We start from the raw sequence: 14,374 nt of genomic DNA, 5'->3' as shown, positions 1-14,374 counted from the left end.
CTGATTTAGAATTTAAGATTAACACCTACGAGGAATGTACGTGCATGGGGATAGCTGCCGGTGTCGATACCCGACATCCATGCGTCCTGTCCGAATCCGACTTCAGGATCCATACCGTTGTACTTGGTGAAGGTATAGAGGTTCTGAATCTGGAAATAGAGACGGGCCTGAGAGAGCCACTTCTGGCTGATGAGCTTGGCAAAGTCATAGCCCAGCGTGATGTTGGCAATGCGCAGGTAGTCGCCCTTCTGCAGGTAGAGGTCGCTGAAGTTGGTCCAGCTGATGTCGCCGTTGACCAGACGGGGAACCTCGTTGGAAGTTCCTTCACCGGTCCAGCGCTGCAGGAAGTAGGTTGTGTAGTTGCCCTGATCGCCGTTACCCCAGTTGCGGTAACCTCCGTTGGCTACCTTGAAGCCGGCTGCTCCGCTCCATACGGTCGAGAAGTCGAACTCGCGGTAGTTGAAGCTCAGGTTGAAACCGAAGTTATACTTGGGAATACCGTTACCAAGGTCTACCTTGTCGGCATCGGTAATCTGTCCGTCGTGGTTCATATCGACAATCTTCACGTCGCCAGGAGCCACACCGTTGAGCACGCCGTTGCCGGCTGCAATCCAGTTGTCTATCTCCTGCTGGTTCTGGAACAGACCGTCTGTCCTGTATCCCCAGAAGTAACCCATGGCGTGACCGTTCTCACAGCGGTAGAACTCGGTCTGGTTGTTGAACATGATGTTCGTCGAACCGTGAATCATGCCGTCGATGGTGGGAATCTCGCCCACTTCGTTCTTGTTGTAGGCAAAGTTGGCGCCTACGTTGTATGAGAAGTCCTTGCCGATGTTGTCGCGCCAGGAGAGTCCCAGCTCGATACCCTTGTTGGTCACGTTACCGCCGTTGATGAAAGGTGCCTCGGCACCAGCTGTTGAGAGCACGGGAGCCTGTACGATCCAGTCTTTGGTCTTCTTGTAGTACCAGTCGAAGTTAACGTTCAGTCTGCCGTTCAGGAAGCGGGCGTCGAAACCTAAATCGGTCTGTTCAGAGGTCTCCCACTTCAAGTCGCTGTTGCCCAGACGGTTGGCGTAGGCACCTACGGTGTTCAGTTCGGCACCCTTGCCTGTTCCGAAGTTGTAGCCTGCTCCAATCAGAGTGACAGGAGCTGCGAAGAGGTAGTCGCCGATGGAGTTGTTACCCACCTGACCCCAGCTGGCGCGGATCTTGAAGAAGTCGAGCACGGGTTTCAGGGATTGCATGAATTTCTCCTCGGTGATGACCCAACCAGCACTGACTGAGGGGAACCAACCATAGCGATGACCGTCGGCAAAGCGTGAGGATCCGTCGCAACGCAGCGTGGCGTTCAACATGTACTTGTCTTGGTAGTTCCAGCCGATACGTCCGAAATAAGATACACGGCGATAGTCGTTGCTGGGATAGCCCTTCAACTCGCCGGTGTTCAGGTTGACGGCATTGTTCAGATAGGCGGTGCTCCACTGGTCGAAGATGTCGAGCAGCGTGTTGTTACCGCTCATGTTGTCGCCCTGGAATCGCTCTGATTCCATACCGATCATGGCGTTGAAGGCGTGATCCTTGATGTTCCAGTCGTAAGTGGCGGTGTTTGTCCAGGTCAGCGTCCAGCCTTTATACATGGACTGCGAAACCGTAGACACGTCCTGCTTCGAGTTGGTGGTCACGGTGTAGGCCGGTGTATAGCTGCGATAAGAGCTGCTGTTGTGGTTGAAACCCAGCTGCGTCTTGATTTTCAGGTTCTTGACGGGTTGCAGTTCGGCATAGACGTTAGCCACCCAGTTCTGGTTGTCGGAGAGGTTGCGGCTACGGTAGAGTCCTGAGACGGGGTTTCCGTCATACTGATACCAGTCGGTAGCCTCAGAGTATGCATAGCCGTTGTTCAGGTCAGGACGGGCAGGCTGCTCGTCGAGCCAGATGGCCTGCAGGGGTGATGTGCCATAGGCTCCGCGCAGGGCGTTGTTATACATGTTGCCCGTTCCGATGCCCTTGGTCTTGTTGTAGGCGAACGATACGTTCTCACCGACCTTCAGCAGGTCGTCGAAGAGCTTCTGCTCCATGTTGGCACGGAAGTTGTAGCGCTCGTAGTTCGAAGCCTGCTTGCCGCCTACGATACCTTCCTGACTGTAATAGCCCAGCGATACGGCATAGGTGTTGGTGGCTGAACCGCCGTTGACACCCAGTGTATAGCTCTGCGTCATAGCGTTGTCCTTGAACATCTCGTTAATCCAGTTGGTGTTGTTCAGCTCCCCGGTTTTCTGGTTGTAGATAGAGGGGTAGGCATCCCATTTGTAGGAGTCTGCACCTGAGTTGCGGGCCTGTTCGTCCATCAGTGCCATATACTGGCTTGCATTCAGCAGTTCAATCTTGCGAGCGGCACGTTCCCAACCCATATAGGCGTCGAAGGTGACCTGTGCGCGTCCTTCCTTACCACCGCGTGTGGTAACCAGCACGACACCATTTGCGGCCTGTGCGCCATAGATGGCAGCCGAAGCAGCATCCTTCAGCACGTCAATGCTCTGGATGTCGCTGGGGTTGATGTTCGTGATGTCTCCAGGAATACCGTCTATAATATAAAGAGGTGAGTTGGAGATGTTAGAACCCTGTCCGCGGATGATTACCTTCAGACCGGAACCCGGCTGACCTGACTCCGAGATGATGTTCACACCGGGAGTCTGTCCTTGCATGGCCTGTAGGGCGTTGTTGGTGTTCAGCTTGGCTACATCCTCACCTTTCAGTTGGACAGTAGCACCCGTCACGAGCTTCTTCTTCTGCACACCGTAACCGATGACCACCACCTCTTCCAGCGAAGCCTTGTCTTCATCCAGCGTGATGTTCAGTACGGAAGCCGCTCCGACTTTCACTTTCTTGGTGATGTATCCGATGTAAGATACGACTAAGGTCTGTCCTTCGTTAGCCTCGATCTTGAAGTTACCTTCAAAATCGGTAATCGTACCTCCCTGGGCACCGTCCACTTGTACGGTGGCACCGATGAGCGGTTCGTTGTCTGTTGACGACAGAACCGTTCCTGAGATAGACTTGGCACTAAGAGCAGCCCCGATTCCCATTGACTGCATCATGAGCACAGCCATGATGAGCACAATAAATTTCAGCGATTGTTTACTCATAGTTACTTGTTTTGGTTTGTAATAATAAAATTTTGTCGCAAAAGTAAACATTATTATTATTTAGCGATGTTCAAAATGTTATCAAACGGTGCACGTTTCGTTTTTATAGCCCGTTTTATCACGAAAGAAACCATTTAAAAGCACTGGTTTTCAGTGATAATAACTTTTGTTTTATTTCTGCTCTCGTTACTTCTTCGTTTCAGAAAAAATGTGTATCTTTGTACGCAGAAAACGAAAACGCAAACAGATTACGGCATCCTGCCGAGACAGATTTTTTAAGAGCATATGAAGGACCTGGAAAAGATAAAGAATATTGCATTTGATTTGGGGGGAGTGGTGCTGGCACTAAGTTTGGAGGGTGCTATCAGAAATTTTGAGAAGATAGGTTTAAGAGATGCACGGCAGCGACTGGATGCCTTTGTGCAACAAGGTGTATTTGCCGACCTGGAGGCAGGGCGTATTACGACGGAAGAGTTTAGGGCTGCGATGTGCCAGATGACTGGTCGCGATGTGACCTTGCAGGAATGTTTTGAGGCTTGGCACGGCTATGTCGACTATGTGCCACAACGGAACCTCGACTGCATCATGCGACTGAGAGCGAAGGGGTATAAGGTGTGCCTGCTCTCGAATACGAATCCGTTTATGATGATGTGGGCAGACAGTCCAGCGTTTGATGGCAATGGACATGCTATCAGTTTTTATTTCGATAAGCTGTATCTGAGTTACCAGTGTGGCGTGATGAAGCCCGATGAGAAGATTTTCCGCATGATGCTGGAAGGTCAGCAGGCAACGCCTGAGGAAACCTTGTTCGTGGACGATGGCGAGGCAAATATCAAAGCAGCCCAAGCCTTAGGCATGCAGACACTTTGTCCGCATAATAATGAAGACTGGACACTATTTCCGGAAATCAAACAACTCAGTGGGTCTATTTCGTAGATTTATACTTTTGTCGTGTATTTCACATACTCTACCCAAGGTGTACCCAAGGTGTAGCCAAGCTCAAAAGGCTGCCATCACCTTGGGTAGTCCCCAAGTACTACTTGGATAGGGTATGGGTAAAATAAAGGAATAAGTCTGTTAACAAAGAAGAAGGACTTTATCTATTCTGATGTGATTTATTTATGTTCCCACTCTGGCCAGAGGTGGTTCTTACTCTAATAAGGTATGGACGAAGGATGACGATAGGTTTGAGTTTTGAGGTTTGAGCTCTCTCGCCTTGGACCACAGGCGCAGCTCTAGGTGCATTGCCGTGACAACAAAATAACGGAGCGCAAAGGGAATCAATCCTTGCGCTCCTTTCCTATTCTCATCTTTGGGGAGCAGATCATGGTGTGTTTAAAAGTTATCCGATTGTTGTTTTTGCGGATTTATTATTTCATATCTATCAATGTTAATTAATCATAAATTCTTGATCTTAAATAATGAAATCGCATTTAGGTACGTGTAGTTCTTCGTATCAAATTATAACCAAATAGAGATTTGATATGGATAGTTTGAAAACAAAATTGGCAATAGTTGGTACAAGAAAACCAAGTCTAAGTTACAAGGAATGGGAGAAAATTCTTCTCCAGGAGGTATCTCCTAGCGATCTTTCACTTATTGTCTCTGGTGGTGCTACAGGCATCGATACTTATGCAAAACTCTTTGCTGGCCGTCATCACATTCCTCTGATGGAATTCCTGCCTGACAACGCAAAATATGGAATAAAAGCTCCTCTTCGTCGTAATACTCTGATAGTAAAGGAGGCTTCTAAGGTTGTTGCTTTCCCTTCTGCAGACTCTCGAGGCACTTTTCATTCAATATCTGAAGCACGCAGGCAAAAGAAACCTGTTGTCGTTATAAATATATAGTTCCTCAATTGTCTAAAAATGATTAAAAACTGATGAATAATCTATGATTATTCGTATATTTGCAAACATAGAAGTTGCGCACGGCACAAACTTAGTGTAGATATGTATGATAGGAATGGCAAAACAGCAAGGCACTAATGTCATGGTTTACAGCGAAACTGACAGTTTTATGTTCAATAAAACAGGTAATCTTATTGGTTATACATCGAATACTGTAACTGTGAAACAAGGTGCTACAACCTATGTCTATGGTGAACACGGGGAAGTCAAATTTACAAAATAGAAACAAAAATATATCATATATGAAAAAGAGCTATTTTAAATTGAACGAAGATGCGCCATTGTTTGTTCTTTTGTCAAAGAAACCTTTATGGTGGAGAAAGCTGATAGATGATAGTGATTTGTACTGCAATATCAGAAAGAATAATAGAATAAATGTTTATTACCGTGGAGCCTCTATTATGAGCCTCAGTTACAAAGACGGATCAATTGAAGCAGATATTCACAATTATTATCTTGGATATGAAAAAGCGTCATGTGATTTATTGAACATTAAATATGGCAATGTGACACTCAAGCCTGAGGAAATCCTTTGTAGAATTCAAACAATAAAGAAACGTGTAGAAGAAAACAAGAAGAATTTAGCATGCATTGCCGGTGAAGAGAAGAATGGGAAAAACTACTCAAGTGAAAAATATGTTCAATCTCAGATGTATCTAAACGACAAATTATATATAGATACTGAATTTGCATTAAGTTTAGATGACGGGACCGAAATAAGGATAGACTTGGTTAAGCTCTCAGAAGAAGGAATGATATGTTTTGAGGAACTTAAACTGATAGATGATTCCCGATTAAAACCGTCAGGTAATAAAAAGGCAGAGATTCTTAAACAGATGGATAGCTATGATAAGTTCCTTAAAGAAGCAGCAAAAATCAAGGGAGAAAAACTTCAACCTATATTAGTTGAATATTATAGTAAAGTACTTCGAATAATGAAGAAAATAGGAATTGCGCGCACAGAAATTATACCTTTATCCGTTTGTGATTATGTCTATTTGTCCATTGAACAAACATATACAAAGAAACATCAACGAAGGAATTCTGCTATTGAAGTTATTCAGGAAGTGTGTAAGGAATTACATTCTAACATTAAAGATGTCGTACAGAAATACGAAAGCTTATGATAATTAGAGTACATCGAGGCACACATCAAATTGGTGGGTGCGTTACAGAATACGAGTATAACGGCTACCGCTTATTCGTAGACTATGGCGAAGAATTGCCTGGAGGACAGAAGTCAGGCAATCTAGAGGTTGAAGGTCTTACAAAAGGTGACATCTCAAAGAGTGCACTGCTCATTACCCACTATCATGGTGACCATATAGGCTGTATTACGATGCTGCCAAAAGACTTACCGATATTTATGGGCAAGGTTGGAAGAGGCATTCAGATAGAACTGTCTGATTATCTCAAAACGGTTAATGGTGTTCATCAAGAGATGTTGGATCGTCTGCAGACAGTTAAGACCTTTGAGCCGGGCAAACCTTTTGAATGGGGAGATATGGAAATCATGCCTGTCACCGTTGACCATTCTGCATTTGATGCTTATGCTTTCAAGATTGGTATCAAGGGGCTGAGCGTCTTCCACACAGGTGATTTCCGTACTCATGGCTTCAGGAGTAGCAAATTGCCCGAAGTCATCAAAAAGTTTATTGGTGAAGTGGATTATGTAGTCTGCGAGGCTACCAACGTCGCTCGTCCTGATGCAGCAAGTCTGTCTGAACAAGACTTGCAGATGGAGTGTCAAGAATTGTTTGCCAAGAACAAAGGCAACGTTGTTTACGTTTCGTCGACGAACATTGACCGGCTATTCGGCCTTTACCATGCAGCAAGAAATGCGGGCCGTGTTTTCATCATAGATGAGTACCAAAAGCGTATGATGGATAAAGTGGCTCTGCGGGATCCAATCTGGGGGAAGTCAAAGCTGTATAAATTCAAGGAGACAGACAAGCCTTTTGTCCTTACCATCGAGAACGGAGAGTTTTGGATGAACGACAAATTCAAGGAATATATTGGCGACAAAGGCTATGTGCTGATAGCTCGTTCTAACCCTCGATTCGACAAGTTCATTGCCAACATTCCTGGAGAAAAGCAAACGTACCTGTCAATGTGGAAAGGATATGTTGACAAGAGCAAAGCTGCATACAACGAGAATCTAGCGAAGTCTCTTGGTGAAAGGTTCCTATATAAGCACACCAGTGGTCATTGCGACATGAATACTCTGCGAGAGGTCTTCCGTCTGCTACATCCCAAGGCAATTATACCTATCCATACGGACAACCCTGAAGGTTTTGCCCAGTTGTTCTGTGACGAGTGGCCCATTGTTGTGCTGAATGATGGTGACAGTATTTCACCAATATCATCGAGTGTTTCGGATTCTATAGGGACATTCCGAAAAAAGCAAGAATCAGGTGGAAATCTTTCGATTCCCACCTGATTGACAGCTATTCTGATGTAATGTGTTTTTTTCTCTCCACTCAGGCCGTAGACGGTTATTCTTGAGACGCAGGTACTGGTCCTGTTTCGCTTTTTTCATAAAGAGAAAAATAGCTTATGCATTTTCGTGGGAAAAATTCTGGTGGTTGCCCAAAATTTGCTCAATATGGATAACCTCAGAACAGGAATCCCACGTTACGCCTCCACCCATGAGATACCAGTGCTCACGTTCTTTGGCAGGCACCCTTTTCAAAGACGGGAAAGCAGAAATGGGCATCGTTACAGAACGTCCGTCTTGCAAGTCCACCTGAAATTTTCCACGTTTAGGAAATGATAACCTTTTGATCTTTGGCTTCACATCCCAATATCCTTCTTTCTTGTACATCTCTATTCTTACACAAATGCTCAGTTCCGCGTTTACCAACATGCACATGGGCACGATTCTCATTATAATCTGTGTTCCAGAACAGAAATTGCCAGATTATTTTTGCAGTGATATACAGCAGTATCTTAGGCATTGTCGATATTATAATTGCTCTTTACGCAGGCAAAGATAGGGATTATTTCCGAAAAAAGCAAGAAAAAGGTGGAAATCTTGCTTCTTGAGTTTCTCCGAAAGTAATTTCAATTACTCCGAATAGAAAATTAATTTCTCCAAAAGTAACGAAAATTACTTTCGGAGAAATAGGAATTGCGATTTTACCCTCCCTTCCTCCCGTCATCCCTCTCAAATGCCGATGTACAGGGCGTTTGAGGCACGGGAGGGGAAATGAATGTCCCTCCCGTTACCCTCCCTTTTTAGGGTTCGCTCCCTCCCATTTCGAAAACTTGGGACCCTGGACGGGAGGGAGACGGGAGGGATGTTTGTTTTCCCTCCCGTCCGTGAACCCCAGTAAATAAAGGGGTTCCGAGCGAAAAAGGGAGGAAGGGAGGGTAAAATTGAAAAACTATTTTTTTTTCTAGTGCGAATAAGGAACACTTATTAATCAATAAGGGATGCTTATTGCAAAATAACCCAAGGTTATGAGGGAACAAGTTTGGGTATTAATGGTAGCCAGGAGTCCGTAGGCTTCGGACTCTCAGTCCGAGCCGAGCGGACTGGCAGTCCGTCGGGACGGACTAAAAATTACATCAGGATAACGACTGACATACGTAATTATCTAAAAGATATTAAAATTACAAGGTAAAAGATTCGTAATTTGCAGAAAATCATTATATTTGCACTCGAGAATAGTATATTAATATATAATAGTTAGTTATAATATAAATATATAATTATATAATAGAAGTTATGAACAAATTTATCTTGTTCTCAAACATCAAGGGTGGGGTGGGGAAAACCACGTTGTGTGCTCATTTTACGGAATATCTGGCTGAGCAGGAATTCCCTGTGGCTGCTGTTGACGCTGACCTGCAGGCGTCGCTCTCGCGACATAGGGAGCGTGATGTGAAAGAGGACCCTGAGAGGCCTATTCCGTGGGAAGTGATCAAACTGAACACCTTTGAAAAAGATAAGGTGGAGTCGGTAGTGAAGAAACTGAAGAAGGTGGACGGTGTTATCGTGGTGGACTGTCCGGGTAACCTGAACGACAACAACCTGAGTGTGTTGTTTGAGGCTGCTGACCTCATTGTGGTACCTATGGCCTTCGATGTGGACACGATTGACGCCACGGGTATATTTACCAATGTAGTGAAAAAACGTAGCAAGGCAAAGTTGCTCTTCCTGCCTAACCGTATTAATGTGTCGGAAGGTAAGGCGAAAGAATTGGAGATGAGGGATAAAATTATCAAGGATCTGAATCGGATTGGTAAGGTGTTGCCCAGAATCAAGCAGAGTGTCATCATCAAACGATACACCACCATCTACCCGCTCGATATGTACCAATATATGGCACTGGAGGAACCCTTCAATGCAATCATAGCAGAAATAAAAAAGATAAAATAAAAATCATTAATTATGGCGAACGAAAAGAGAACACCCAAGAATCCGCTTATGGCTGGGACGACCGGAAAGACGCTGGCTGAAATGGTAGCGGAAGTGACTAGTGATAACGTAGATGAATTATCTGTTAAAAAGACCAAGAATGCCGGTACTTTTAAATCGTTCAAGGAGAACCTTGACAACTACACTGGCGTGAAGGGTCAGGGGCTCGCTATTTGGGTTCCTGCGGAAGTGAAGAAACAGGTTGAGATGCTTTGTGCAAAGGCAAAGACGAATGTTCCTATTAGGGCTATGGCAGCAGCAATGATTATGACCTTTATTGAGGAACATCGTCGGGAGTTGAATAACCTCTAAAGGTATTGAAAACATTGGAATCTATTATACTAAAATATAATAGAAGTATATTACATAAATATATTATATAAATATATAATTATATAATCAATTGTTGGAGTTTGTGAATCGTGTCATTCGTGAAATGAAGGCGAATGGCAAGCTTCGTCAGTTGCAAGAGAAATATTTTCTCATTCCTGCGGAGAGAACAGAAAAGCCCCGAGGTTTTACCTCGAAGCTTTGAACCTGTTCTTTTTCCTGCGGAGAGAACAGGATTCGAACCTGCGAACCGGTTTTGCCGGTTACACGCTTTCCAGGCGTGCCTCTTCAACCACTCGAGCACCTCTCCTTTTCTTTGCGGATGCAAAGGTACGAATTAAATTTGAATCCCAAAAACTTTTTTCACATTTTCATTCGCTTGCCTGCATATTTCTTGTTCGCTGACACCGTAAGCTTCAGCTAAACGGGTAATGATATGCTTGATAAAGGCAGACTCGTTGCGTTGTCCACGCAGAGGTACTGGTGCCATGTAAGGAGCGTCCGTCTCGAACACGATGCGGTTGAGTGGAACAGCAGCAGGCAGGTCCTCAGGCAGATGCGACTTCTTGAACGTCAGTGCACCGCCAATGCCCAGCATGAAACGGTCGAACTGCAACAGCTGACTGGCTTCCTGAGCATTGCCCGTAAAACAATGAAACACCCCTCCAGGCAAGTCGTTGGCATAGCGCTTGAGCAAGTTAACCATTTCGTTTTGCGCCTTTCGGCAATGTATCATCAGGGGTAATTGCAGTTCAATAGCCCACCGAACCTGTTCTTCGAACGCCAGTAGCTGTTCCTCCTGGAACTCACGACTCCAGTAATAGTCGAGCCCCACCTCGCCAATGGCAATCACGTCAGAGGAAGTCGAGAGGATGTCCTTGATGGCAGTCAGTTGGTCGCGCCAGTCGTCACGAACCTCCTCGGGATGTAGTCCGAGCATGGGATAGCAATAGCCAGGATATTGGTGACAAGTATCCAGAACGGTGTGGCACGAGGCAACATCGATAGCAGGCAAGAAGATAGCCTGACAACCAGCTTCGCGAGCCCTTTGTATAACAGCGTCGCGGTCGATTTTGAACTCCTCGCCGTCCAAGTGGCAATGTGTGTCTATGAACATCATTTCTGACGATGTAATAATTCGTTCATGTAGTTGCGGAGATGCTGCTTGCGCTCCTCCGGCACGTCCACCTTGGCAAGAGTCTGGCTGGCCTGTTCGAAATAATGGTTGATTTTCTGTTCACAGAGCTGACGGATACCTATCTCGTCATATAGGCGCGTGACAGCATCCACCTTCTCCTGCCGATTGAAGTCCTTGGCGTCAATCCATCGTTGCAGTTCGCTACGCTGTTCGGCATTAGCACGGTTGAAGGCATTGATGAGCATGTAGGTCTTTTTGTTGCTGGTGATGTCGCCACCAATCATCTTGCCGAAAACCTTGGGGTCGCCATAGACATCGAGCAGGTCGTCCTGCAACTGGAAGGCGAGTCCAACCTGTTCGCCCAGCTGGTACATCAGTTCGGCATCCTTCTGAGGTGCATCTCCTAAGATAGCACCCATCTTCAAGGCACAGGCCAACAGAACAGATGTCTTCAGGCGAATCATCTCGATATACTCATCCTCGGTGACGTCGTTACGGTTTTCGAAAGTCACGTCAAGTTCCTGTCCCTCGTCAATTTCAAGGGTGGTCACCGTGAAGAGATTGAACACCTCCTTCAGCTTGTCGGCAGGAACCTGAGCCACACGCTGGAATGCCAGTAGCAGCATGGTATCGCCTGAGAGAATGGCCTTGTTGGCATCCCAACGGCGATGAACGGTCTCGTGACCTCGGCGCATGTCGGCATTGTCCATCAGGTCGTCGTGCAAAAGTGTGAAGTTATGGTAAGTCTCCAAGCCGATGGCAGGAGTCAGGACGCTCTCCGGATTGTCGCCCCACATGTTGTAGGAGAGCAGGGTCAGCACAGGGCGGATACGCTTGCCACCGAGGGACAGCACATACTTGATAGGTTCGTAAAGCGAGGCCGGCTGGCGGTCGTAGGGTAGGCTAGCCAGACAGTCGTTTACCTTCTGCAGGATTTCGTTAGGTGTTAATAGCATATTATTTTAATTTACAAAGTTTCAGAATTTATATTTTAAAACAGATGGGTATGCATACCTTTGTCCGACAAGGTTTGTCGTTCTGGACGCCAGGTTTCCACTTAGGCATCATGCGAAGCACCCGAAGCGCCTCAGCGTCGCATTCGGGAGAGAGCGACTGGACGACATTGATACCTGTAACCGAACCGTCTTTCTCGACATAGAACACAGCCACCACCTTGCCTTGTTTCTTCTGGTCGACAGCATGCTTGGGGTATTTCAGGTTCTTCGTCAACCACTTCATAAACTCAACAGCACCACCAGGATATTGCGGCAAATCCTCGACAACGTGGAAGTTGAGCGGGTTGTTGGGGTCTACGTCAAGCGAAGCCAGCGCTTTGGGCTCTTCCTTGTCCATTTCAGCCAGCACGGTCTCGTCATCCTCGCCACCCTCGCCCTCAAGTTCTTTGTCAGGCTCTGCCAGTTCTACCTCATCGTCGACCACCCTCAGTTGCTCAGCCTTCTCAATCTGTTGCTTCTCACGTAGTTGGGTGACAGTTTCCTCGTTCGACATGGGCACCAGTTCGCTCTCGTGCATCAAGTCGCTTAGGTCCATCGTGTCTATTCCATCGTCAGCAGGCACAGAGTTCCATTCCATCGCCACGTAGAATAGCGACAGCACGAAAACGAGTCCCAGCAGGAAACCTGTGGTGCGACGTTGTTCAATGTCAGCCTGAGGTGTCTTTTTTTGTTCCATTGAGAGTGCAAAGATACGAAGAACTGTGTAATAATCCAAATTAAACGTATGGTTTTGCAATATTTTTTGTACCTTTGCCGTTGATTTAGAATGATGAGAATAGTCGTCATAGGAATTCTGTTGTGTCTGACAGCCTTGAGCACTCGGGCGCAGGAGAGCCAGGAGGTGTATAGCTTCCTGCGTCTGCCTGTCAGTGCCCACGTGGCTGCTCTGGGTGGTGACAACATTACTCTCACCGACGACGACCCCACGCTCATCTTCCATAATCCGGCACTCATCAATGGTGTCAGCGATAAGAGTATCAACCTCAACATGATGACCTATATGGAGGGAGCTGTAACCGCTTCGGCATCGTTTGTCAAAGCCTATAAGGAGCGAGCCACTTGGGGTGTCAGTGCCCAGTACATGAACTACGGCAACATCAGGCAAACCACCGTTGGCAACATCGAAACCGGTACGTTCTCGGCAAAGGATATCGCATTGGCAGGTACTTTTGCCTATATGCTTAGCAATGATTTCAGTGGTGGTATCACGGCCCGTTTCATCTCATCATCCATTGGCAGTTACAACTCAGCAGCCGTTGCCGTTGACCTCGGACTCAGTTTCGTCCACGAGGATACAGGATGGTCGTTGGCTGCTACAGCCAAGAACCTGGGAGGCCAGGTGAAGGCATATGACGACGAGTTCGAGCGCATCCCCCTGGATCTTCAGGTGGGAGTCAGCAAGCACCTCATCGGGTCGCCTCTGCGCTTTCATGCCACGCTAGCCCGTCTGAACCGTTGGGACGAGTCGTTTAGCAAGCATCTGGCTGTCGGTGTCGACTTGCTGCTGGGTGAGACCATCTATCTTGCCGGAGGCTACAATTTCCGCAGGAACAGTGAGATGAAGATATCAGATAACGACAAGGAAAGCAGTCATGGAGCAGGACTCTCCATTGGTGGAGGACTTCAATTGCAGCGTTTCAAGTTGCAGGTGGCCTATGCCAAATACCATGTGTCAGCGTCGTCGTTACTCATAAATGCAACCTATACATTATGAAAAAGATAACAATCGCAATTGACGGCCACTCTTCGTGTGGAAAGAGCACGATGGCCAAAGACTTGGCCCGCGAAGTGGGCTATGTGTATGTCGACACAGGAGCCATGTATCGTTGTGTCACCCTGTATGCTCTGCGCAACGGCCTGTTCACGGACAACGGCATCAATGAGGATGAGTTGCGTCGCCAGATGGATAACATCCACATCACGTTCCGGTTTAATGCCGAGGCAGGACGTCCAGACACCTACCTGAACGGAGAATTGGTCGAGCGGGAGATACGGACAATGGAAGTATCTAACCACGTCAGTCCCATTGCCACCCTCGGCTTTGTTCGCCAGGCAATGGTAGCCCAGCAACAGGAGATGGGACGTGGCGGTGGCGTCGTCATGGACGGACGCGATATCGGCACCGTTGTCTTCCCCCATGCCGAACTGAAAATCTTCGTCACCGCATCCGCTGAGGTTCGTGCCCAAAGACGCTATGACGAGTTGAGGCAGAAAGGCATGGAAGCCGACTATGCTGACATCCTGAAGAATGTGCAGGAGCGCGACTATATTGACTCGCACAGGGAAGTGTCACCCTTGCGTCAGGCTGACGACGCACTGCTGCTGGACAATTCGGAGATGACCATTGCTCAACAGAAGGAATGGCTCCTGGAACAGTTCCGGAAAGCCACCCTGTAACCCGATACGACAAAAAC

Annotated in this window: 14 protein-coding genes and 1 tRNA gene; 9 read left to right on the top strand and 6 right to left on the bottom strand. The window is 46.9% G+C overall.

Annotated features, from left to right (window positions below; all coding sequences use genetic code 11):
• Nucleotides 1-5: 5 nt before the first annotated feature.
• Nucleotides 6-3,143: a SusC/RagA family TonB-linked outer membrane protein gene (locus BLU47_RS00660; RefSeq protein WP_255402034.1), complete on the bottom strand. Its 3,138-nt coding sequence runs from the start codon at nt 3,141-3,143 to the stop codon at nt 6-8.
• Between the two features lie 285 nt (nt 3,144-3,428).
• Here BLU47_RS00660 and BLU47_RS00655 point away from each other — a divergent pair, with 285 nt between their 5' ends.
• From BLU47_RS00655 to BLU47_RS00640, 5 genes are all read left to right on the top strand, one after another.
• The gene (locus BLU47_RS00655) at nt 3,429-4,079 is read left to right on the top strand and encodes an HAD family hydrolase (RefSeq protein ID WP_091957205.1); all 651 of its coding nucleotides are present in this window, start codon (nt 3,429-3,431) and stop codon (nt 4,077-4,079) included.
• Between the two features lie 548 nt (nt 4,080-4,627).
• Nucleotides 4,628-4,993: a DNA-processing protein DprA gene (locus BLU47_RS00650; RefSeq protein ID WP_091957203.1), complete on the top strand. Its 366-nt coding sequence runs from the start codon at nt 4,628-4,630 to the stop codon at nt 4,991-4,993.
• Nucleotides 4,994-5,108: 115 nt separating this feature from the next.
• Entirely contained in the window at nt 5,109-5,276 is a 168-nt protein-coding gene (locus BLU47_RS14945) for a hypothetical protein (protein ID WP_218131524.1), read from the top strand.
• 19 nt (nt 5,277-5,295) lie between these two features.
• On the top strand, nt 5,296-6,180 hold the full coding sequence (locus tag BLU47_RS00645) for a hypothetical protein (RefSeq protein WP_091957202.1): 885 nt from the start codon (nt 5,296-5,298) through the stop codon (nt 6,178-6,180).
• The gene (locus tag BLU47_RS00640; RefSeq protein WP_091957200.1) at nt 6,177-7,493 is read left to right on the top strand and encodes an MBL fold metallo-hydrolase; all 1,317 of its coding nucleotides are present in this window, start codon (nt 6,177-6,179) and stop codon (nt 7,491-7,493) included. Before BLU47_RS00645 ends, BLU47_RS00640 begins: the two co-directional genes overlap by 4 nt.
• 114 nt (nt 7,494-7,607) lie before the next feature.
• Here the strand turns inward: BLU47_RS00640 and BLU47_RS00635 are convergent, their stop codons facing one another.
• A complete protein-coding gene (locus BLU47_RS00635) occupies nt 7,608-7,877 on the bottom strand; it encodes a DUF2442 domain-containing protein (RefSeq protein WP_176780398.1) in 270 nt (89 codons plus the stop codon).
• 906 nt (nt 7,878-8,783) lie between these two features.
• Between BLU47_RS00635 and BLU47_RS00630 the strand changes: the two genes are divergently transcribed.
• Both BLU47_RS00630 and BLU47_RS00625 read left to right on the top strand, forming a co-directional pair.
• Nucleotides 8,784-9,437 carry a ParA family protein gene (locus BLU47_RS00630; RefSeq protein WP_091957197.1) on the top strand — a complete coding sequence of 218 codons (654 nt, stop codon included), beginning with the start codon at nt 8,784-8,786 and terminating at the stop codon, nt 9,435-9,437.
• Between the two features lie 12 nt (nt 9,438-9,449).
• Entirely contained in the window at nt 9,450-9,788 is a 339-nt protein-coding gene (locus BLU47_RS00625) for a hypothetical protein (RefSeq protein WP_091957196.1), read from the top strand.
• A 240-nt stretch (nt 9,789-10,028) separates the two neighbouring features.
• Here the strand turns inward: BLU47_RS00625 and BLU47_RS00620 are convergent.
• The 4 genes from BLU47_RS00620 to BLU47_RS00605 all read right to left on the bottom strand — a co-directional run bounded on the left by BLU47_RS00620 (nt 10,029) and on the right by BLU47_RS00605 (nt 12,636).
• Nucleotides 10,029-10,116: transfer RNA gene (locus BLU47_RS00620), tRNA-Ser, on the bottom strand.
• A gap of 27 nt (nt 10,117-10,143) precedes the next feature.
• Nucleotides 10,144-10,923: a TatD family hydrolase gene (locus tag BLU47_RS00615; RefSeq protein WP_091957486.1), complete on the bottom strand. Its 780-nt coding sequence runs from the start codon at nt 10,921-10,923 to the stop codon at nt 10,144-10,146.
• Nucleotides 10,923-11,900: a polyprenyl synthetase family protein gene (locus tag BLU47_RS00610; RefSeq protein ID WP_091957194.1), complete on the bottom strand. Its 978-nt coding sequence runs from the start codon at nt 11,898-11,900 to the stop codon at nt 10,923-10,925. Before BLU47_RS00610 ends, BLU47_RS00615 begins: the two co-directional genes overlap by 1 nt.
• Nucleotides 11,901-11,928: 28 nt before the next feature.
• Entirely contained in the window at nt 11,929-12,636 is a 708-nt protein-coding gene (locus BLU47_RS00605; RefSeq protein ID WP_091957193.1) for an energy transducer TonB, read from the bottom strand.
• Between the two features lie 93 nt (nt 12,637-12,729).
• On the opposite strand from BLU47_RS00605, the gene porQ reads away from it, so the two are divergent.
• Entirely contained in the window at nt 12,730-13,674 is a 945-nt protein-coding gene (gene porQ / locus BLU47_RS00600; RefSeq protein WP_091957478.1) for a type IX secretion system protein PorQ, read from the top strand.
• The gene (cmk, locus tag BLU47_RS00595; RefSeq protein WP_091957191.1) at nt 13,671-14,357 is read left to right on the top strand and encodes a (d)CMP kinase; all 687 of its coding nucleotides are present in this window, start codon (nt 13,671-13,673) and stop codon (nt 14,355-14,357) included. The genes porQ and cmk overlap by 4 nt, the downstream gene beginning before the upstream one ends.
• The last annotated feature ends 17 nt before the right edge of the window (nt 14,358-14,374 follow it).

Origin of the sequence: Prevotella sp. tc2-28, from assembly GCF_900107705.1 — a bacterium.
GTDB lineage: Bacteria > Bacteroidota > Bacteroidia > Bacteroidales > Bacteroidaceae > Prevotella.
This window is presented reverse-complemented; position numbering and strand designations above follow the sequence as displayed.